General features: G+C 72.0%; 20 protein-coding genes. 13 read left to right on the top strand and 7 right to left on the bottom strand.

Annotated elements, in window-relative coordinates:
* Positions 1 to 88: 88 nt before the first annotated feature.
* Both purF and purM read left to right on the top strand, forming a co-directional pair.
* Complete coding sequence (gene purF / locus ACGFI7_RS22030) at positions 89 to 1,525, top strand: amidophosphoribosyltransferase (RefSeq protein ID WP_393407291.1); 1,437 nt, start codon at positions 89 to 91, stop codon at positions 1,523 to 1,525.
* Entirely contained in the window at positions 1,522 to 2,547 is a 1,026-nt protein-coding gene (gene purM, locus ACGFI7_RS22035) for a phosphoribosylformylglycinamidine cyclo-ligase (protein ID WP_393407293.1), read from the top strand. The genes purF and purM overlap by 4 nt, the downstream gene beginning before the upstream one ends.
* On the opposite strand, the gene ACGFI7_RS22040 is transcribed toward purM, so the two are convergent.
* Complete coding sequence (locus tag ACGFI7_RS22040) at positions 2,538 to 3,083, bottom strand: CGNR zinc finger domain-containing protein (protein ID WP_393407296.1); 546 nt, start codon at positions 3,081 to 3,083, stop codon at positions 2,538 to 2,540. The genes purM and ACGFI7_RS22040 overlap by 10 nt on opposite strands.
* A gap of 85 nt (positions 3,084 to 3,168) precedes the next feature.
* Between ACGFI7_RS22040 and ACGFI7_RS22045 the strand changes: the two genes are divergently transcribed.
* Entirely contained in the window at positions 3,169 to 4,602 is a 1,434-nt protein-coding gene (locus ACGFI7_RS22045; RefSeq protein WP_393407299.1) for an alpha/beta fold hydrolase, read from the top strand.
* A 97-nt stretch (positions 4,603 to 4,699) separates the two neighbouring features.
* Here the strand turns inward: ACGFI7_RS22045 and ACGFI7_RS22050 are convergent, their stop codons facing one another.
* Entirely contained in the window at positions 4,700 to 4,918 is a 219-nt protein-coding gene (locus tag ACGFI7_RS22050) for a DUF3073 domain-containing protein (RefSeq protein WP_393407301.1), read from the bottom strand.
* Between the two features lie 150 nt (positions 4,919 to 5,068).
* Positions 5,069 to 6,148, bottom strand: a complete 1,080-nt coding sequence (locus tag ACGFI7_RS22055; protein ID WP_393407304.1) for a Glu/Leu/Phe/Val dehydrogenase — start codon at positions 6,146 to 6,148, stop codon at positions 5,069 to 5,071.
* 105 nt (positions 6,149 to 6,253) lie between these two features.
* On the opposite strand from ACGFI7_RS22055, the gene ACGFI7_RS22060 reads away from it, so the two are divergent.
* From ACGFI7_RS22060 to ACGFI7_RS22085, 6 genes are all read left to right on the top strand, one after another.
* Positions 6,254 to 7,117 carry a hypothetical protein gene (locus tag ACGFI7_RS22060; RefSeq protein WP_393407306.1) on the top strand — a complete coding sequence of 288 codons (864 nt, stop codon included), beginning with the start codon at positions 6,254 to 6,256 and terminating at the stop codon, positions 7,115 to 7,117.
* Positions 7,118 to 7,439: 322 nt separating this feature from the next.
* Entirely contained in the window at positions 7,440 to 7,643 is a 204-nt protein-coding gene (gene bldC, locus ACGFI7_RS22065; protein WP_013133571.1) for a developmental transcriptional regulator BldC, read from the top strand.
* A 371-nt stretch (positions 7,644 to 8,014) separates the two neighbouring features.
* Positions 8,015 to 9,064, top strand: coding sequence for a LacI family DNA-binding transcriptional regulator (locus ACGFI7_RS22070; RefSeq protein WP_393407309.1), 1,050 nt, complete (start codon positions 8,015 to 8,017; stop codon positions 9,062 to 9,064).
* A 122-nt stretch (positions 9,065 to 9,186) separates the two neighbouring features.
* Positions 9,187 to 9,435, top strand: coding sequence for a hypothetical protein (locus ACGFI7_RS22075; protein WP_049572779.1), 249 nt, complete (start codon positions 9,187 to 9,189; stop codon positions 9,433 to 9,435).
* A gap of 56 nt (positions 9,436 to 9,491) precedes the next feature.
* On the top strand, positions 9,492 to 10,316 hold the full coding sequence (locus ACGFI7_RS22080) for an N-acetylmuramoyl-L-alanine amidase (protein WP_393407311.1): 825 nt from the start codon (positions 9,492 to 9,494) through the stop codon (positions 10,314 to 10,316).
* Positions 10,313 to 11,905 carry a beta-N-acetylhexosaminidase gene (locus ACGFI7_RS22085; RefSeq protein WP_393407313.1) on the top strand — a complete coding sequence of 531 codons (1,593 nt, stop codon included), beginning with the start codon at positions 10,313 to 10,315 and terminating at the stop codon, positions 11,903 to 11,905. Before ACGFI7_RS22080 ends, ACGFI7_RS22085 begins: the two co-directional genes overlap by 4 nt.
* Before the next feature lies 1 nt (position 11,906).
* On the opposite strand, the gene ACGFI7_RS22090 is transcribed toward ACGFI7_RS22085, so the two are convergent.
* The 4 genes from ACGFI7_RS22090 to ACGFI7_RS22105 form a co-directional block, all read right to left on the bottom strand.
* Complete coding sequence (locus ACGFI7_RS22090; RefSeq protein WP_393407315.1) at positions 11,907 to 14,072, bottom strand: ATP-dependent RecD-like DNA helicase; 2,166 nt, start codon at positions 14,070 to 14,072, stop codon at positions 11,907 to 11,909.
* 66 nt (positions 14,073 to 14,138) lie between these two features.
* Positions 14,139 to 14,711 (bottom strand): GNAT family N-acetyltransferase, encoded by a 573-nt coding sequence (locus ACGFI7_RS22095; RefSeq protein ID WP_393407318.1) that lies wholly within the window; start codon positions 14,709 to 14,711, stop codon positions 14,139 to 14,141.
* Positions 14,708 to 15,766: a quinone-dependent dihydroorotate dehydrogenase gene (locus tag ACGFI7_RS22100; protein WP_393407321.1), complete on the bottom strand. Its 1,059-nt coding sequence runs from the start codon at positions 15,764 to 15,766 to the stop codon at positions 14,708 to 14,710. Before ACGFI7_RS22100 ends, ACGFI7_RS22095 begins: the two co-directional genes overlap by 4 nt.
* A 6-nt stretch (positions 15,767 to 15,772) precedes the next feature.
* Positions 15,773 to 16,423 (bottom strand): response regulator, encoded by a 651-nt coding sequence (locus ACGFI7_RS22105; protein ID WP_393407323.1) that lies wholly within the window; start codon positions 16,421 to 16,423, stop codon positions 15,773 to 15,775.
* Positions 16,424 to 16,442: 19 nt separating this feature from the next.
* On the opposite strand from ACGFI7_RS22105, the gene ACGFI7_RS22110 reads away from it, so the two are divergent.
* From ACGFI7_RS22110 to ACGFI7_RS22125, 4 genes are all read left to right on the top strand, one after another.
* On the top strand, positions 16,443 to 16,817 hold the full coding sequence (locus tag ACGFI7_RS22110; RefSeq protein ID WP_393407325.1) for a tautomerase family protein: 375 nt from the start codon (positions 16,443 to 16,445) through the stop codon (positions 16,815 to 16,817).
* Between the two features lie 41 nt (positions 16,818 to 16,858).
* Positions 16,859 to 18,238, top strand: a complete 1,380-nt coding sequence (gene lpdA / locus ACGFI7_RS22115) for a dihydrolipoyl dehydrogenase (protein ID WP_393407327.1) — start codon at positions 16,859 to 16,861, stop codon at positions 18,236 to 18,238.
* A 139-nt stretch (positions 18,239 to 18,377) separates the two neighbouring features.
* A complete protein-coding gene (locus tag ACGFI7_RS22120) occupies positions 18,378 to 18,911 on the top strand; it encodes an RNA polymerase sigma factor (protein WP_393407330.1) in 534 nt (177 codons plus the stop codon).
* Positions 18,908 to 20,119 (top strand): CU044_5270 family protein, encoded by a 1,212-nt coding sequence (locus ACGFI7_RS22125; RefSeq protein ID WP_393407332.1) that lies wholly within the window; start codon positions 18,908 to 18,910, stop codon positions 20,117 to 20,119. Before ACGFI7_RS22120 ends, ACGFI7_RS22125 begins: the two co-directional genes overlap by 4 nt.
* Positions 20,120 to 20,140: the final 21 nt, after the last annotated feature.

Raw genomic sequence — 20,140 nt, forward strand, 5'->3', positions numbered from 1 at the left:
CGGTCATCCTTCTGCAAATGGACGCAGGCCAGCGGGTATGCGGACCCGGGTGTGCGAGCACGGAGTCGGCCGACCTAGACTGAAGCACGTGCTGAAGGGCGACGGCCGGCTCGGCCATGACCTGGACCCCCACGACCGCGCGCCGCAAGACGCCTGCGGCGTGTTCGGCGTTTGGGCGCCAGGCGAGGAAGTTTCCAAACTCACCTACTACGGGCTGTACGCGTTGCAGCACCGCGGCCAGGAGTCCGCGGGCATCGCGGTCAGCGAGGGCAGCCGCATCCTCGTCTACAAGGACATGGGCCTGGTGGCCCAGGTCTTCGACGAGTCGGTGCTCGGCACCCTCCGCGGCCACCTGGCCATCGGCCACTGCCGTTACTCCACCACCGGTTCCAGTGTGTGGGAGAACGCGCAGCCCACGCTGAGCTCGACCGACGTGGGCGGGCTCGCGCTGGCCCACAACGGCAACCTGATCAACACCCCGGTGCTGGCCGAGCGGCTGGCTCCGGGCTCGACCCGGGCGACCACCGACACCGAGGTGCTCACCACGCTGCTCGCGCAGGATCGCACCCGTTCCGTCGAGGACGCGGCGGCGGAGCTGCTGCCGCAGGTCAAGGGCGCCTACTCGCTGGTGTTCATGGACGAGAAGACGCTTTACGCGGCGCGCGACCCGCAGGGCATCCGCCCGCTCGTGCTGGGCAGGCTGGAGCGCGGCTGGGCGGTGGCGTCGGAGACGGCGGCGCTCGACATCGTGGGCGCGACGTTCGTCCGCGAGATCGAGCCTGGTGAGATGCTCACGATCGACGAGCGCGGCGTGCGGTCGCGGCGGTTCGCGCTGGCGGAGCCGAAGGGCTGCCTGTTCGAGTACGTCTACCTCGCCCGTCCCGACACCACCATCGCCGGTCGCGGCGTGCAGGTCACCCGGGTCGAGGTGGGCCGGGTGCTGGCCCGCGAGCATCCGGTGGAGGCCGACCTGGTCATCCCGACGCCCGAGTCGGGCACCCCCGCGGCCGTGGGCTACGCCCAGGAGAGCGGCATCCCGTACGGCCAGGGCCTGGTGAAGAACTCCTACGTCGGCCGCACGTTCATCCAGCCGTCGCAGACGATCCGCCAGCGCGGCATCCGGCTCAAGCTCAACCCGCTGCGCGAGATCGTCGAGGGCAAGCGCCTGGTCGTGGTCGACGACTCGATCGTGCGCGGCAACACCCAGCGGGCCATCGTGAAGATGCTGCGGGAGGCCGGCGCGAGCGAGGTGCACGTACGGATCTCGTCGCCGCCGGTCGCCTGGCCGTGCTTCTACGGCATCGACTTCGCCACCCGCGCAGAGCTGATCGCGGGCTCGCTGTCGGTGGAGGAGATCCGGGCCTCGCTCGGCGCCGACACGCTCGGCTACATCTCGCTCGAAGGGCTGACCAAGGCCACCACGATCCCCGCCGAGCGGCTCTGCCGGGCCTGCTTCGACGGCTCCTACCCGATCCCGATCGACGAGGACAACGTCGGCAAGTTCGTGCTGGAGAGCAAGGCGTGAGCACTTACGAGGCCGCCGGCGTCGACATCGCGGCGGGCGAGCGCGCGGTCGCGCTGATGAAGGACAAGGTGGCCAGGTCGCGCCGGCCGGAGGTGGTCGACGACGCCAGCGGCTTCGCCGGGCTGTTCGACGCCTCGGCGCTGCTGCGGTACCGGCGGCCGCTGCTGGCCACGTCCACCGACGGGGTCGGCACCAAGGTCATGATCGCGCAGCGTTACGGCAAGCACGACACGATCGGCGTCGACCTGGTCGGCATGGTCCTCGACGACCTGGTGGTGTGCGGGGCCGAGCCGCTGTTCATGACCGACTACATCGCCTGCGGCAAGGTCCTGCCGGAGCGCGTCGCGGAGATCGTCGGCGGGGTGGCCGAGGGCTGCCGGCTGGCGGGCGCGGCGCTGGTCGGCGGCGAGACGGCCGAGCATCCCGGCGCGATGGGCCCCGACGAGTACGACCTGGCCGGCGCCGGCACGGGCGTCGTCGAGGCCGACGCGATGCTGGGCCCCGACCGGGTGCGCGAGGGCGACGCGGTGCTGGCGCTGGCGTCGTCGGGCATCCACTCCAACGGCTACTCGCTGGTGCGCCACGTTCTCAAGGAGGCCGACCTCTCGCTCGACGCGGTGCTGCCCGAGCTGGGCCGGCCGCTGGGCGAGGAGCTGCTGGAGCCGACGCGGATCTACTCGCTCGACTGTCTTGAGCTGGCCCGTACGGTCGAGGTCCACGCGTACGCGCACATCACCGGCGGCGGGCTGGAGGGCAACCTGTCCCGTTCGCTGCCCGGCCACCTGGACGCGGTGCTCGACCGCTCGTCGTGGACGCCTCCGGCGATCTTCGAGGTGCTGGCGGGCCACGGCCGCATCGCCCAGGCCGACCTGGACCGCACGTTCAACCTGGGGGTCGGCATGGCGGCGATCGTGCCCGCCGAGGTCGCCGACGAGGCGGTCCGCCTGCTGGTGGGCCGCGGGCTGCCCGCGTGGGTGCTGGGCGAGGTCGTCGCCGGCGAGGGCCGCGCCCGCTACCGCTGACCGCTCTTGGCCCGCTGATAGTGGCGGGCGACGCGGACGCGGTTGCCGCACAGCTCCGGCGAGCACCAGCGGCGGCGCGGGTGCGCGGGCAAGAACAGCATGCGGCAGCCCGGCGCCTCACATGACTTGATCTTCGCCGTGTCGGGCCCGCCGAGCAGGGTGATGGCGGATTCGGCCAGTTCGGCGAGCAGCCGGTCCAGCGGCGGTGCGTCGCGGCGGGTCGTCACCCCTGCGGGGCCGAGTGCCAGGTAGGAGGGGGCGCGGCGGGCGGCCTCGTTCAGCGCGGCGACCGCGCCCGCGGGGGGTTCCGCGCCGTCGGCGGCGGCGGTGATCGCCGTCTCCATCTGCGCCCTGAGGCTCCTGACCGCCTCCGCCCCTTCGTCGGAGAGCGGGGGCACGGTCAGCCGCTCCGACTGCCGTCGCAGCCAGATCGCGAGCCCGTCGGTCGTCTCCAGGAAGTCGACGTCGCCCTCGGGCGTGTGGGCGCGGGTGTTGATCAGGTCGAGCGCCAGCGGCTCCCCGGTCAGTGCTTCCATGAACCTAACGCTACATCACCCGGTTGACCCATTAGGCACCGCGGTGTTACACCTAATGCATCTTCACATCAGAAGGGCATTAGCCATGGACATTCCCCAGGTACGGCACGGGTTCGCCGACGTCGGCGACGTGCGGGTCTTCTATCGGGAGACCGGGCCGGCGGACGGGGTGCCGGTGCTGCTGCTGCACGGCTTCCCCTCGGCCTCGCACCAGTACAGGCGCCTGATGGACGCGCTCGGCGGGCGGCACCGGCTGATCGCGCCCGACTATCCCGGATTCGGCCACACCGAGACGCCGGACGGTTTCACCTACACCTTCGACCGGCTCGCCGACGTGATCGAGGGGTTCGTGACGGAGCTGGGGCTGTCCCGGTTCGTGCTGTACGCGTTCGACTTCGGCGGTCCCGTCGGGTTCCGGCTGGCCACCCGCCATCCCGCGTGGATCGCCGGGCTGATCGTGCAGAACGCGAACGCGTACGAGGAAGGCCTGTCCGAGCAGGCCAGGGAGACCATCCAGGCGCCGGCCGAGGCGCTGGGGCCGTTGTTCACCCTGCCGGTCACGCGCGGCCAGTACGAGGGCGGCGCGGAGGACCCCGCCCTGGTGGCGCCCGACGGATGGACGCTCGACCAGCACTTCCTCGACCTGCCGGGACGCAAGGAGGCGCAGCTGGCGCTGGCCCTCGACTACCGGTCCAACGTGGCGCTCTACCCGCGGTGGCAGGCGTGGCTGCGCGAGCACCGGCCGCCGGCGCTGATCGTGTGGGGCCGCCACGACCCGTTCTTCCCGGAGCCGGGCGCGCACGCCTACCTGCGTGACCTGCCCGACGCCGAGCTGCACGTGCTCGACACCGGCCACTTCGCGCTGGAGGAGAAGCTGCCGGAGATCGCCCCGCTGATCGCGGGCTTCCTCGACCGGCACGCCGGCCTGCGCATCGCCGTCATCGGCGGCACGGGGAACCTGGGCGGCGCGGTCGCCCGCGAGGCGGCCCGGCGCGGCCACCAGGTCAGCGTCCTGTCGAGCGCCGACGTGGACGTGCGCGACCCCGAGGCGATCCGCGCCGCCGTGAGCGGGCACGACGCCGTGGTCGCCGCCGTCAAGGGCGCGGACAAGCTCGTGCCCGCGGCCGCCGCCGCCCTGATCGAGGCGCGCGTCGGCAGGCTGGTGTTCGTCGGGGGCGGAGGCAGCCTGCTGGGTCCGGACGGCCGGCGCTTCGTGGACGCGCCGGACTTCCCCGGGCAGTACCGCCAGACGGCCCTGGACCAGGCCGAGGCGCTGGACATCCTGCGCCGTGACGGCTCGGACGTCGACTGGTCGTACGCCAGCCCGCCCCCGGTGCACCTGGTGCCGGGCGAGCGCACCGGCGGTTACCGGGCCGTCGCGCAGGAGGAACCCGTCGTGGACGAGCACGGCGAGAGCCGGTGCAGCGTCGGCGACTTCGCCTCGGCCGTGGTGGACGCCCTGGAGAGCGGCGCGTTCGTCCGGCAGAGGTTCACCGTCGCCGGCACGACGCGAGCGTGACGAAGCCCCACGGTCACCCGTGGGGCTTGCCCGTTCGGGCGGGGAACCCGGCGTACGCCGGCCACCCCGCCACGGTCAACGAGGAGAGGAAGGACGCCTAACGGCCGCCGGACGCGCGGCCGTCGTCGTCCCCGTAGTCGTCGGCGTAATCGGCGTACCGATCCGCCAGCTCGTCGTTGAGGTCGTCGGCGTCGTCGTTGCTGGAGTCCCCGACCCCGAGTTCGTCGCGAAGTCGGTCAAGATCCGTGCCACCGCTGTTGTACTTCAGCTGGCGAGCAACCTTGACCTGCTTGGCCTTTGCTCGGCCGCGCCCCATTGGCTCGACCCCCTCGTGTGGGGTCTCCCGACCCCTCGTCGCTAACGCACCACACGCTGACGCCGCCCTGACTTCGGGCGTCAGCCTATCGTTCGCCTATTACCGTACCTGTTTTGTGCCCAGCTCGGTACGTCGTATGACCTCGGGGCGTCAACGCCCTAGCCATATGCCCCTAATCCGCCCGACTTCCGACATTCTGCGCTCGGCTAGCCTATCCGCTGCGACCGCCGGCGGTACGCCTTCCTCGGCCGCTATCGCGAAGATCTTCAAGGTCGTGTCGTAGATCTGCGCCGCCTTGGACCGGGCGCGCTCCATGTCGAAGCCGCCGATCTCGTCGGACACCTGGATCACGCCGCCGGAGTTGACCACGTAGTCGGGCGCGTACAGGATGCCGCGCTCGTCGAGCTGCTTCTCGACGCCGGGATGGGCCAGCTGGTTGTTGGCCGCGCCGCAGACGATCTTGGCGCGCAGCCTGGACACGGTCGCGTCGTCCAGCGCGCCGCCCAGCGCGCACGGCGCGAACACCTCGATGTCGGCCCCGGTCAGCTCGCGCGCGTCGGCGACCACGTCGACCTCGGGGTGACGCCGCTTGACGCGCTCGATCGCCTGCTCGCTGACGTCGCAGACCACCACCTCGGCGCCGTCCTCGCGGAGCAGGTCGACCAGGCGGTGGCCGACCTTGCCGACCCCCTCGACGCCCACCCGCCTGCCGCGCAGCGTCGGGGCGCCGAAGACCCGCTCGGCCGAGGCGCGCATGCCCTGGAAGACGCCGTACGCGGTCAGGATCGAGGAGTCGCCGGCGCCGCCGTGGGCGAGCGTGCGGCCGACGACGAAGCGCGACTCGCGGGCGATGAGGTCCATGTCCTCGCTGAAGGTGCCCACGTCGCAGGCGGTGATGTAGCGGCCGCCGAGCGACTCGACGAACCGCCCGTACGCGCGCAGCAGCGGCTCGCTCTTGTCACGGGCGGGGTCGCCGATGATGACGGCCTTGCCCCCGCCCAGGTCGAGGCCGGCCAGCGCGTTCTTGTAGGCCATGCCCTTGGCGAGGCTGAGCACGTCGGCCAGGGCCGCCTGCTCGCTCTCGTACGGGTAGAACCTGGTGCCCCCGAGTGCGGGGCCGAGCGCGGTGTTGTGGATGGCGATGATGGCACGCAGGCCGCTCTGCTCGTCGGCGCAGAAGACGACTTGCTCGTGGACGTCCTTGTGGGACGAGCCGAAGACGTCGGTCACGGTAGTGACTCCCTGTCCGGTCCGCCGCCCCTTTGCGGCGGAGATCACTCCAGCGTAGTAGGCACGACGATGCACGGCGGGTTGGCTTCATGACACGATGCCTCCGTGCTGCCCTATGCCGCCTACCTCCGCGTCTATGAGCCGCTGACCGCGTTCTCCGAATCTGAGCGCAAGGTCTGGGCCGACTACGCCGACTCGCGCGATCGTCCGCGCCGGGCCAACGCGCTCCAAGCCGAACACGGGGAATCGGTCAGGCGCCTGCTCGGCATGCCTCCTCATCCCGTACCCGCGCAGGAGAGCCCCAACGCCTACCTGCGGCGTGTCGAGGATCGTCTGTACGTCTGCCCCTGGCAGACCCGGTTGCGTTCGTGGCTGGCCTTCTCACGGCTGCGGGGCAGCATCCCGGTGAAGCTGATGGACCGGTTCGTACCGAACGCCATCGCCGAGCAGACGGCCGACGACTTCGACCGCTACAAGCGCACCGCCGGCGCCGACGCGCTGCGCACGCACATCCGCACCACGGCCTGGCACGTGCCGCCGTCCTGGTTCGTGCCGTTCGACGGCAACGAGCGCTGGCTGGTGCTCGGCGCCTCCGCGCCGGGGCAGGACGTGACGACCGCCACCGGCCGCAACCTGATCTACGTCACGTCCATGGCGCAGGCCAGGCGGCGGGCCGCGCGGGCGCTGCAGGTGCTGCGGCGCAACCTCGGCGACGCCGCTCCCAACCTGGACGTCGAGGACGTCGCCAGGTGGCTGGAGGAGTTCCATCCGCACTCGCTGGTGGAGCTCGACTACGGCGGGCTGGTGCACCTGATGGACGACGAGGCGCTGCAGGCCGACCAGTCGGTGGCGGAGCTTTCCGCGGCCCTGACGGGGCTGGACACGGGTCAAGAAGAGCTTGCCTATGCCATGTACCAGAGGGTCATCCTGCGTTGGAAGTCAATGCAACTTCTGGAATCGTCCAACTGAACCCCAATACGGCCGTCTGACCTGCATGAGTAGGTCATGACTCGCGGCTGCTCACTTCTGCGAACTGAGTAGTTTGCCGTTTTCACTGCGATACCACGAAACGTGTCGCTAGAATCACCGAGCGTGACATCGCCGCAGGGGCGGGCAGTTGGGTCAAAGAAGGGCTCGCCAATCGCTCTGCGTGGCGGTATGGTCACATCGGGTGATGCCGCATATGGCCCAGGAATGCCGCACGCTCTGGGCCATAGAGGGACATCCGTGACACGCGCAAAGGCAGTCGCAGGATCGCGAAGCCGGTCCACACGGAGGAGAGGCCGCAGAAATGTCAGCTCGTACACCCGAGGCCGAGCCGCTGCTCACGCCCGCCGAGGTCGCCACCATGTTCCGGGTCGACCCCAAGACCGTCACCCGGTGGGCCAAGGCGGGCAAGTTGACGTCGATCCGCACCCTCGGCGGTCACCGGCGCTACCGGGAGACCGAGGTTCGCGCGCTACTGGCGGGGATTCCGCAGCAGCGCTCGGAGTGAGACCGGAGTCGTCACCGGTCCCAGGGGGGTTCTCACGGTGGGCCAGGCCGACCCGGCCCGGTCCACCCCAGTGACGACTCGGACGTCATACAGGGGAGTTGGCGCCGCCCGCCCGGCGCCATCCTTCCATCGCCTCACCCTGCTTGCCTTCCCATCGCCTCACCCTGCTTGAACAACCCCGCAGGCGCGCCCCGTAGTCGCGCGTGAACGGTCCTCGCGGCCCGTCGAGCCTCTGAGCGCTCCGGTCCCGCCCACCTGTGACCTGCGGATGCACGCCGATTCCCGGGCTTCCCGAACCGAAGCCGTACCCTGCGGCGAACTCGATCGTTTGGTGGTACAGGTGCCCCAACTTCGCAACGCGGGGGAGACACATGCCAGGACCGCCAGTCAAGACATCGACCATCACCGAGCTGAGAGAGGTAGACGCGCTGCCTCGACCAAGGCCCACCATCCGCAACGTCGCCGAGAGAGCCGGCGTCTCGAAATCGCTGGTCTCACTCGTGCTGCGTGGATCCCCGCACGTGAGCGAGCACCGGCGCCAGGCCGTGCTGCAGGCGGCCCGAGAGCTCGGCTACCGGCCGAACGCCGTCGCGCGCAGCCTGGTGGAAGGCCGCACGCACCTCGTCGGCGCGCTCGTCGCCGACCTGCACAACCCGTTCTACGCCGAGTTCCTCGACGGCCTGCAGGAGAGCCTGCACGGCGACGGGCTGCGCATGCTGATCGGCAACAGCCAGTGGGACCCCGCGTTCGAGGACGAGGCCGTGGAGGCCTTCCTGGAGCTCCGGGTCGACGGGCTGGTGCTGTTAGGGATAGCGCCCACCAGCGAGACCCTGATCGAAGCGACCTCGTACACCCCGACGGTCGTCGTCGGGGAACGTGACATCGAGCTCGACGGCGTCGACATCGTGGTCGACGACGACCAGCACGGCGCCCGTCTGGCGATCGACCATCTGGTCGCGGCCGGGCACAAGCGCATCGCGCACATCGAGGGGCCGCGGCCTTCCCGCTGTGAGGGCTATCTCGTGGCCATGCGCAGGCACTCGCTGGCGCCGTACATCATGGTCGAAGCGGCGGACTCGTCGGAGGACGGCGGCAGGACGGCGGCACTCGCCCTGCTGACCCGGGAGCCCCGGCCCACCGCCATCTTCGCGGCCAACGACGTGCTCGCGCTCGGCGTGCTGACCGCCGCCGCCGAACTCGGCCTGCGGGTGCCTGACGAACTCTCCGTGGTCGGCTACGACAACACCCACCTGGCCGCGTCGGAGCACATCGCCCTGACCTCGGTCGACCAGCCTCGCCGCGCGATGGGACGGACGGCGGCCACACTGCTGAGCGACCGCATCTCCGACCCGGCCAAGACCGCCCGGCTACGCGAGGTGACCCCGGAGCTGATCGTGCGGCGCAGCACCGGCCCTGCCTAAGAGGAACCCAAAGCTGGGTCAACACGCTCCGTGACGCCCCCGCCCGGCGGTTTACTCGCCAGGGTCATGCTAATTGTGGCCGGACTTGCGGTCCGGCCACGATCTGATCCGGGGGGACAGCCATGCGTGATCCGGAACTGGTGTCGTGCGCCCAGCGTGCCGCTGCCGAGCTCGAGCGGGCCTGGGCGCAGTGGCGCGCGGGGCGCGGCCGGGGCACCGACGTCGGTGCGGAGTCCGTCGCCAGCTACGTCGCCCACTCGCTCGACCACCCGTGGGGCCGGCCCCGCGTCGTCCTCGGCCTGGACGCCGAGGACGCGCGGGAACTGGCCGCCCTCCTCCAGCGCCAGGAGGTCGGCGAGCACGTCTGGTAGGCGGGGGTTCGGCCGAGAAGACACTTGGGGAGCCCGCTTGACGTATTTTTGAGGCCATGCGTGTTCCGCCCGTCTCCGTCCTCGCTCTCTGCGGCCTGATCGTCTCCTCCGCGTGCGGCACCGTCTCCGGTGCCACCGCCGACGGTCAGGCCGCCGAGCCGACATCGAGCGCCGCGGCGTCCGAGCCGGCCGGGGCCGTGGAGAAGGCCCCCGCCGTCCGGCCGCTCGACGGCAAGGTCGTCGTCGTCGACCCAGGACACAACGGGGGCAACTACCGCGCGCCGAAGGCCGTCAACCGCAAGGTGAACGTGCTGACCCAGTGGAAGGCCTGCGACACCACCGGCACCGCGACCAACGACGGCTACACCGAGGCGGCGTTCACCTGGGACGTGTCCAAGCGCCTGACCAAGATCCTGCGGAGCCGCGGCGCGACGGTGAAGCTCACCCGGTCCGGCAACGACGGCGTCGGCCCGTGCATCACCGAGCGGGCGGCGATCGGCAACCGCGCCAAGGCCGACGCCGCGATCTCGGTGCACGCCGACGGCGCTGGCGCCGGCCACCAGGGCTTCCACGTCATCATGCCGAAGAAGATCGGCGGCCCGGTCGACCCCGTCGTGGGCGCGTCGGCCAAGCTGGGCAAGTCCGTACGCGACGCCTTCCGCAAGGGCACCGGCCTGCCGTACTCGACCTACATCGGCGCCAAGGCGCTCAACTACCGCAACGACCTGGGCGGGCTCAACCTGTCGACGGTGCCGAAGATCTTCATCGAGTGCGGCAACATGCGCAACGCGGCCGAGGCCGCCAAGTTCCGCGACCCGCGCTTCCGCCAGAAGATCGCGCTGGCGCTGGCGAACGGCTTGCAGCACTATCTGAAGGCATGATCCCTCGTCCGAAGCTCTGCCGTGCCCTGTCCGCCTCCTATGACCTGACCGCCGGGGCCACCGTCTCCGGTCCGGCCGAGCTGGCCGGCGCCGTCCGCACCGCGCTGCCGGGGCTCGACCTGCTTCCGGGCGACCACGGCGCGATCGACCTGCGGCTCGACCCGGAGCTCGGGCCGGAGGCGTACCGGATGACGGTGGGCTCGCGCGGGGTCGAGATCGCCGCGGGCGGCCGGGCGGGCGCGCTCTACGCCGCCCAGTCGCTGCGTCAGCTCCTGCCCGACGAGGCCTTCCGGTACGGGGCCGCGACCTCGTGGACCGTGCCAGGGGTGCGCGTCGAGGACGAGCCCCGCTTCCCGTGGCGCGGCCTGCACCTCGACGTGGCGCGCCACTTCTTCCCCAAGCGGGAGGTCATGCGGCTGGTCGACCTGATGGCGATCCACAAGCTGAACCGCCTCCACCTCCACCTGGCCGACGACCAGGGCTGGCGGGTGGAGAGCCGGGCCTATCCGCTGCTGCACGAGGTGTCGTCCCACCGGCCGCGCTCGGCCGTGCACCCGTACGGCCGGCCCGAGGCGTACGACGAGGTGCCGCACGGCGGCTACTACACGCTGGCCGACCTGGCCGAGATCGCCGCCTACGCCAGGGCCAGGGCGGTCACGGTGGTGCCGGAGATCGACGTGCCGGGGCACGCCTCGGCGATCCTGGCCGCCTACCCGTCGCTGGGCGCCACGGGCGAGCCGCACGACGTGCTCGACCGGTGGGGCATCTCCCCCGCGATCCTGTCGCCGCTGCCGCCCACGGTGGAGTTCCTCACCACGATCTTCGACGAGCTGCTGGGGGCGCTGGGCGAGACCCCGTACGTGCACATCGGCGGCGACGAGGTGGTGCTCGACCAGTGGGCCGCCTCCGCCGAGATCAACGCCTACCGCGAGTCTCTCGGCCTGGCGACGGTCAACGACCTGCAGGCGTGGTTCCTGCGGCGGCTGGCCGACGCCCTGGCCGAGCGCGGCAGCCGGGCGGTGGTGTGGGACGAGGCGTTCGTCAGCGGCGGCCTGCGGCAGGACACCGTGGTCATGCCGTGGCGCGGCCAGGGCGTCGGCCGCCGCGCCGCCGCCGCGGGCCACGACGTGGTGGCCACCTCGGTCTTCCCGCTCTACTTCGACTACGCAGAGGCGGCCTCGCCGGACGAGCCGCTGGCCATCGGCGAGACCGTCACCGTGGCCGACGTGGCGGCGTTCGACCCGGCCCCGGCCGGCTGGGCGCCGCAGGAGCGCGAGCGGGTCATCGGCGTGCAGGCGCAGCTCTGGACCGAACGGGTGCCCGACCCGCGCACCCTCGACTACCGGATGTGGCCCAGGGCGTGCGCCCTGGCCGAGATCGCCTGGGGCGGCCAGGACGACTTCGCCGGGCGGCTGGAGGCGCACCTGGGGCGGCTGGACGCGCTCGGCGTCGAGTATCGCCCGCCCGCCGGGCCGCACCCCTGGCAGCGCCGCCGCCCGCACCTCCCCGGCGGCATCCGGCTCGACGAGGTGATGGAACGCATCGAGGCCATGACCCTCGACCCCGAGTCGACCCGGCCCAGCATGTGACCTACCGGGCCAGGGCGAGGGCCAGGCGCTGCGGCAGCGCGGTGTTGCGCCTGCGGCCGAGGGTGTGCACCGCCATCTCCAGGGCCTCGCGCCGGCCCACCAGCACCACCCACGCCTTGGCCCTGGTCACCAGCGTGTAGAGGAGGCTGCGGCGCAGCATGATGCCGCCCGACTCGATGACGATCGGGGCGACCACGAAGGGATACTCGCTGCCCTGGGCGCGGTGCACGCTGATCGCGTACGCGTGGGTCAGCTCGTCGAGCTCGTCGAAGGCGTACTCGACCGTGCGGCCGTCGTCGGTGCGCAGCTCCACCAGCCGCTCGCGCGGGTCGATGGCGGTGACCGTGGCGGTCTCGCCGTTGAAGACGCCCTTGTCGTAGTTGTTGCGGATGGGCAGCACCCGGTCGCCGGCGCGGTAGACCGAGGAGCCGTACCAGTGCTCGTCGACGCCCTCGCCCGGCGGGTTGAGCTTGTCCTGCAAACGGCGGCCCAGCTCGACGGTGCCGGTGACGCCCTTGCGCATCGGGCACAGCACCTGCACCTGGTCGGGGCGGATGCCCTGCTTGCGTGGGATGGCCTCGGTGGCGAGGTGGATCACCCGGTCGGCCACCTCCTGCGGGTCGTCGAGCTCCTCGAACCAGAAGCCGCCGCCGCCGGGCAGGGCGGGCAGCTCGCCGGTCCGTACGCGGTGGGCGGCCCGGACGATGCCGCTGTCTTGCGCCTGGCGGAAGATGTGGGTGAGGCGGACGCGCGGGATCTCCTCGACGCTCAGCAGGTCGGCCAGCACCCTGCCGGGGCCGATGCTGGGCAGCTGGTCGCTGTCGCCGACCAGCAGCAGATGGCTGCCCGACGGGACGGCCGCCACCAGCCGGGTGGCGAGCTGCAGGTCGAGCATGGACGCCTCGTCGACCACGATGAGGTCGGCCTCGACCGGCCGCTCCTGGAACAGCGCGCCGTCGTCCTCCGGCTGCTGGGCGAGCATGCGGTGGACGGTCATCGCGGGCAGCCCGGTCAGCTCCGACAGGCGTTTGGCGGCCTTGCCGGTGGGCGCGGTGAGCGTCACCCGGCCGCCCATCGCCCGCACGGTGGACGCGATGGCCGACACCGTGTGGCTCTTGCCGCAGCCCGGGCCGCCGGTCAGCACCGAGACCGTGCTGGTCAGCACCAGGTTGACCGCCGCCCGCTGGTCGTCGTGGAGCCGGTCGTCCTCTTGGTAGGGACGCAGCCGCAGGGTGGACGGGGCCCGCGCGAGCCGGGCCAGGTGACCGGCCAGCGCGACCTCGCGGCTGTGCTCCTGCTTGCCGTAGACGACCAGGCGGGACGGGTCGTCGGGGGCGGCCTCGACCACCACCCGGCGGTCGGCGTGCAGCGCGTCGACGGCCTGCCTGATCTTCGGCTCGTCCTGCTCGACCAGCGCGGCCACCTGGGCGACGAGCACGCGGAGCGGCAGGAAGCAGTGGCCGCCGCCGGCCGCGGCCGCCTCGATGCGGTCGACCACGGCCGCCTTGACGCGCTGCGGGCTGTCCTCCGGGACGCCGGAGCGCAGCGCGATGCGGTCGGCGCTCTGGAAGGCGATGCCGCGCACCCGGCCGACGAGCTGGTAGGGATCGGTGGTCAGCACGTGCAGCGACTCGTCGCCGTACACCTGGTAGATCTTGGCGGCGAGCAGCGGGCTGATGCCGAAGCCCTGCAGGGCGACCATGAGGGCGGCGACGGCCTTCTGCTCGGCCCACGCCTCGACGATCTGGGCCTGGCGGATGGCGCCGATGTTGACCACCTCGCGCAGCCGGGCCGGCTCGGTGTCGATGACCTTCAGCGTCTCCTCGCCGAAGTGGCTGACGATGGCGTGGGCCAGCCGCGGCCCGACGCCCCGGATGAGGCCGGAGCCGAGGTAGAGGGCGATGGCGCGGACGGTGGACGGCGCGACCCGCTCGGACCGCCGGACCTGCAGGCGGGCGCCGAAGCGGGGGTGATCGCCCCACTCGCCGGAGAGCAGCAGCCGCTCCCCCGGCTGCACCCCGACCAGCGCCCGGCCGGCGGCGACGAAGGCGGGCCGGTCGTCGGCGCTGACCCGGGCGACGGTGTAGTCGTCGTCGCCGACGTGCACGAGCTGCTCGACCGTGACCTCGACCGTGGTCTCGGCCCCGTCGGGTCTCGCGCGCGCCACCACTCAACTCCCGGCCGTCGTGTCAGGCATCCGACGCTCGGACCCTAGTCTCCCGCGCCGACAGTCCTACCGGGGCGGGCCGTCGTGCAGGATCTTCTCCCAGAGCAGGTGGTCGCGCCACTCGCCGTCGATGTGCAGGTAGGCGCGGGCCACGCCGATCTCCTGGAACCCGCAGGAGCGCAGCACGCGCTGCGAGGGCTCGTTGTCAAGGATGGTGGCCGCCTGGACGCGGTGCAGCCCCAGCGACTCCGCCGCGACGGAGCAGACCGCGCGCACCGCGCCGGAGACCAGGCCGCGGCCGGTGTAGCCGGCGTCGATCCAGTAGCCCAGGTGGGCGTTGCGGAAGGGGCCGAGCACGATGTCGTTCAGGTTGAGTATGCCGACGATCAGCGGGCCGTCGGCGAACACCCAGGGGAACGTCCGGCGCTCGTCGCGGGACTTGAGCGTGTCCGACACCCGCGCGACCTGCCCGGTGGCGGTGAAGAACTCCGGCGCGCGGCGCGGCTCCCACGGGCGCAGGTGGTCGCGGTTGCGGACGTAGGCGTCGGCGAGCGCCTCGGCGTCGTCGGGCGCCAGCGGGCGGAGCACGACTCCGCCGCCGAGCTCGATCTCCTGGATCTCCCAGGCGTCGCGGGTCATCGGGGAGCCGTCCGGCCGATCGCCTCGCCGATGGAGGTCAGCCCGTGCAGCCGGACCCGCCGGGCCAGCTGCCGGTGGATGCGCGCCGCCCACAGCGGCCCGCCGTAGATCCAGCCCGTGTAGCCCTGCACCAGGGTGGCCCCGGCCAGCAGCCGCTCCCACACGTCGTCCACGTCCTCGACGCCGCCCACGGACACCAGCGTCAGCCGGTCGCCGACGCGGGCGCGCAGCCGCCGCAGCACCTCCAGCGAGCGGGCCTTGAGCGGGCGGCCGGACAGCCCGCCGGTGGGGCCGTCGTGCGCGATCGTGGTGTTGGTCGCGATGACGCCGTCGAGCCCGAGCTCCAGTGCCAGGTCGGCGACCGCGTCGACGTCCTCGTCGGCGAGGTCGGGCGCGATCTTGACGAGCAGCGGGGTGCGCCGGGGCGTGCTGTCGCAGACCTCCTTGACCGACGTCAGCAGCGGGCGCAGCAGCGACACCGCCTGCAGGTCGCGCAGGCCGGGCGTGTTGGGCGAGCTGACGTTGACCACCAGGTAGTCGGCGAGCGGCGCCAGCTCCTTGGCGCTGGTGACGTAGTCGGCGGCCGCCTCGGACTCGGGCACCACCTTGGTCTTGCCGATGTTGACGCCCACCACGACGGGCACGCCGCGGGTGCGGCGCAGGCGGTGGGCCGCGGCCGGGGCGCCGGCGTTGTTGAAGCCCATCCGGTTGACCACCGCGCGCTCGCGTACGAGCCGGAACAGCCGCGGGCGCGGGTTGCCCGGCTGCCCGTGCGCGGTGATCGTGCCGACCTCGACGTGGGAGAAGCCGAGCGCGGCGACGGCCTCGGCGCAGGCGGCGTCCTTGTCGAAGCCGGCGGCCAGCCCGAGCGGGCCGGGGAAGTGCACGCCGAACGCGGTGATCCGCAGCGCGGGGTCGTGGGGGGCGAGCGCCCGGTGGAGCAGGCGCTTGAGCAGGGGCAGCCGGGCGAGCAACGCCAGGCCCCTGACGGTCCGGTGGTGCACGGTCTCGGCGTCGAGCCGCCGCAAGACCTGCGAGAACAGGAGGCGATACATCACGTGTCAGGCTACCAACCCGGCCTCGTAGGCGATGATCGCCGCCTGGACCCGGTTGCGCACGCCCAGCCGGGTGAGGATCGAGCTCACGTAGGCCTTCACCGTGCCCTCGACGATGTGCAGGCGACCGGCGATCTCCGCGTTCGACAGCCCGCCGCCGAGCAGCGCCAGCACCTCGCGCTCGCGCTCGGTCAGCGCCGCCACCTGGTCGCGGGCCTGCGCGCCGCGCGTCATCCGGCCGCCGGCTAGCTGGGAGATCACCCGCCGGGCCACCCCGGGCGACAGGTAGGCGCCGCCGCCGGCCACCGCGTGCACGCCCGCGATCAGCTCGCGCGGGTCGCCCGACTTGAGCAGGAACCCGCTCGCGCCCAGCTCCAGCGCCTTGGCGATGTAGTCGTCCTCGCCGAACGTGGTCAGCATCACCACCCCCGTGCCCGGCGCCGCCCTCCGCATCTCGGCGGCCGCGGCCAGCCCGTCGAGGCGCGGCATCCGGATGTCGAGCAGCGCCACGTCGGGGTGGTGGCTGATCGCCAGGTCGACCGCCTCGCGCCCGTCACCGGCCTCGGCCACCACCTCCAGCGTGGGGTCGGATGCCAGGATGGCCCGGACACCTGCTCGGATCATGGTCTCGTCGTCGGCCAGGAGGATGCGGATCACGCGTTCTATAGTGGCCGACATGGCTCAGGTGAAGGTCTACGGACGGCGTGACGTGTGGGCGGGGCGGCAGCGGGAGGTCTCCGACCTGCTCCACGGCTGCCTGGTCGAGGCGTGGGGGCTGCCGGAGGGCAAGCGGTTCCACCGGTTCCTGCTGCTGGACGCCGACGACCTGATCTGCCCGCAGCGCTCCGACTCCTACCTGATCATCGAGATCGTCTGCTTCACCGGCCGCAGCGACGACGCCAAGCGCGCGCTCATCCGCGCGATCTACGAGCGGCTCCCGTACGACCACGATGACGTGGAAATCACCATCGTCGAAATGCCGCAGGTCAACTGGGGTATTCGGGGCAAGGTGGCCGACGAGCTGACGCTGTCGTACCGGGTCGACGTATAGCCGGTCCGGCGCGCTCCCCGGCGAGCGGTATGGTCCGACTCATGAGCACTCACTACGACGTCGTGGTTCTGGGCGCGGGTCCGGGAGGATACACGGCCGCCGTCCGCGCCTCCCAGCTCGGGCTGCGCACGGCGGTCATCGAGGAGAAGTACTGGGGTGGCGTCTGCCTGAACGTGGGCTGCATCCCGTCCAAGGCGCTGCTGCGCAACGCGGAGCTGGCCCACATCTTCACCAAGGAGGCCAAGACCTTCGGCATCCAGGGTGACGTCACGTTCGACTACGGCGCCGCCTTCACCCGCAGCCGTAAGGTCGCGGACGGCCGGGTCAAGGGCGTGCACTACCTGATGAAGAAGAACTCCATCACGGAGTACGACGGCCGGGGCACGTTCCTCGACGCCAACACCATCCAGGTGAACGACGAGACGATCACGTTCGACCACTGCATCATCGCCGTCGGCGCGACCACCCGGCTGATCCCCGGCACGTCGCTGTCGGAGCGGGTGGTGACCTACGAGGAGCAGATCCTCTCGGAGGAGCTGCCCGGCAGCGTCATCATCGCGGGCGCGGGCGCCATCGGCGTGGAGTTCGCGTACGTTCTGCACAACTACGGCGTCAAGGTCACGATCGTGGAGTTCCTCGACCGGATCGTGCCGCTGGAGGACGAGGAGATCTCGGCCGAGCTGGCCAAGCGCTACAAGCGGCTCGGCATCGAGGTGCTCACCTCCACCCGGGTGGAGAACATCGACGACACCGGCTCGTCCGTCAAGGTGACCGTGTCGCGTGACGGCCAGCAGCAGGTGCTCGAGGCCGACAAGGTGATGCAGGCCATCGGCTTCCAGCCGCGCGTCGACGGCTACGGCCTGGAGAAGACCGGCGTGGCGCTGACCGACCGGGGCGCGATCGCGGTCGACGGCCGCCTGCGCACGAACGTGCCGCACATCTACGCGATCGGCGACGTCACGGCCAAGCTCATGCTGGCGCACGCGGCCGAGTCGATGGGCATCATCGCCGCCGAGACCATCGCGGGCGCCGAGACCATGGAGCTCGACTACGTGATGATCCCGCGCGCCACCTACTGCCAGCCGCAGGTGGCCAGCTTCGGCTACACCGAGGCGCAGGCCCGCGACCTGGGCCACGACGTCAAGGTCGTGAAGTTCCCGTTCACCGCCAACGGCAAGGCCCACGGCCTGGGCGACGCCAACGGCTTCGTGAAGCTCATCAGCGACAACCAGTACGGCGAGCTGCTCGGCGCCCACCTGATCGGTCCCGAGGTCACCGAGCTGCTGCCCGAGCTGACGCTGGCCCAGCAGTGGGACCTCACGGTGCACGAGGTGGGCCGCAACGTGCACGCGCACCCGACCCTGGGCGAGGCGGTCAAGGAGGCGATCCACGGCCTGGCCGGCCACATGATCAACATGTGAGCCGAGGCATCCCGCCCGGCGGCGGGCCGCGGCCCGCGCAGTGGCCGCCGGACGCCGCGGGGAAACGCCGGTAACGATGGCGGTTCCCGGACCACTTCCTGGTGTCGGAAAGAACGCATCAGGGACGAAGGGCGGGGCGGTGACGGACGACGAACAACGGTTCACCGACGTGTACGACCGGTGCCGGCAGCGGGTCTGGGCCTACGTGGTCAGCCGCGCGGGCCGGCAGGTGGCCGACGAGGTGGTGAGCGAGACGTTCGCGATCGCCTGGCGGCGGCTGGACGACGTGCCGGAGCCCGCGCTGCCGTGGCTGCTGGGGGTGGCGCGCAACGTGCTGCGTGACAGCATCCGCGCCGAGGCCCGGCGGGAGGCGCTGCGCGCCGAGCTGCACGCCTGGACCGAGGGCGACACGGCCGATCGGGTGGCCGATCAGGTGGCCGACCGGTTCGCCGTGCTCAGGGCGCTGGCCGAGCTGACGGACGAGGACAGAGAGGTCCTCGTCCTGGTCGCCTGGCAGGGCCTGGCGCCGCGGGAGGCGGCCGGGGTGGTCGGCTGCTCGCCGGCCGCGTTCCGGGTGCGCCTGCACCGGGCCAGGAAACGGCTGGCACGCGCGATGGAGTCACCCGGCCCGGCCCCCGCCCGGATGCCCAGCCTCACGGAGGAGTGGTCATGAACCCCATCGACGAGCTGCGCGCCGCCCGCCCCGCCCATCTCGGGGACGCAAGGGTCGATCCGGACACCAGAGAACGCGAGCTGGCCTGGGCCATGGCGGTCCCCCGGCCGGCTCGGCGCCGCCGGCCGCGCGTGCGCGGGTTCGGGCTCGCCACGGCCGCGGCGCTGGCGGCGGCCGCCGCCGCGGTGGTGATCGTCGCGCCCGACGGCGCCGCTCCCCGGGCGCCCGCCGCGGAGCCGTCCGTCTCGGTCCCCGGTGCGACGGCCGATGCGACGGCCGGTGCGACGGCCGGTGCGACGGCCGGGGCGACGGCCGGGGCGACGGTCCGGCTGTCGGCGCGCGAGGTGCTGCTGGCCGCCGCCGCGAACGCGGGCCGCCAGCCGGAGTCCACCGGCCGCTACTGGCGTACGGTGACCGTCACCCGCAACCTGTTCACCGCCGAGGACGGCTACGTGGTGGCCGAGCGGTCCCGAGCCGAGATGTGGACGCCCCGGGCGACCGGCAGTGAGCAGTGGAGCCGCAGCCAGTCCTTCGGCGTCCGCCCGTTCACCGCCGAGGACGAGCGAGCCTGGCGGCAGGCCGGCTCCCCCGCCGAGATCCCGATCAGCAAGGGTCTCAAGCCCGTGCCCACGCCGTCCGACGGCGGGCCCGTGCGGATGCCGACCTTGTCCACCGCCCCCGGGAAGCCGCACACGAGCAGCCAGCCGCTGGTCGACGGCGACAAGGTGTTCTGGCTGGGCCGCAACGTGACCATGGAGGACCTGCGCGGCCTGCCGTCCGACCCTGACGAGCTGAAGAAGTGGCTGCTGCGCTCGTACGCGGGACACTCCACCGAGGCGGAGGGCGTGCCGATGGCGGAGGACCCGTGGCTCTTCACCGTGAGCGCCGGGCTGATCACCGACATGCCGGTGACCCCCCAGGTGCGCGGCGCGGCGTTCCGGATGCTCGCCGGGCTCGACACGGTCAAGGTGATCGAGAACGTCGCCGACGCCGAGGGCCGCGAGGGCACGGCGGTGGCGATCCGGGAGCGGCTGAAGTCCGGTGTGCTGGAGAAGCGGCTGATCTTCGACCCGGCCACCGGGCGCGCCCTGGCGGGTGAGAGCGTGGTGGTGGAGCCGGGCGGCGCTCAGGCCGGCTTCGAGCCCGGCACGGTGTGGAACTCGACGGTCACCCTCGAAGCCGGCTGGACAGACGAAAAGCCTTCGTAAACCCCTGGCCCGGGGCGTGCG

The organism is Nonomuraea sp. NPDC048826 (genome assembly GCF_043198225.1).
In the GTDB taxonomy this organism is placed as follows: domain Bacteria; phylum Actinomycetota; class Actinomycetes; order Streptosporangiales; family Streptosporangiaceae; genus Nonomuraea.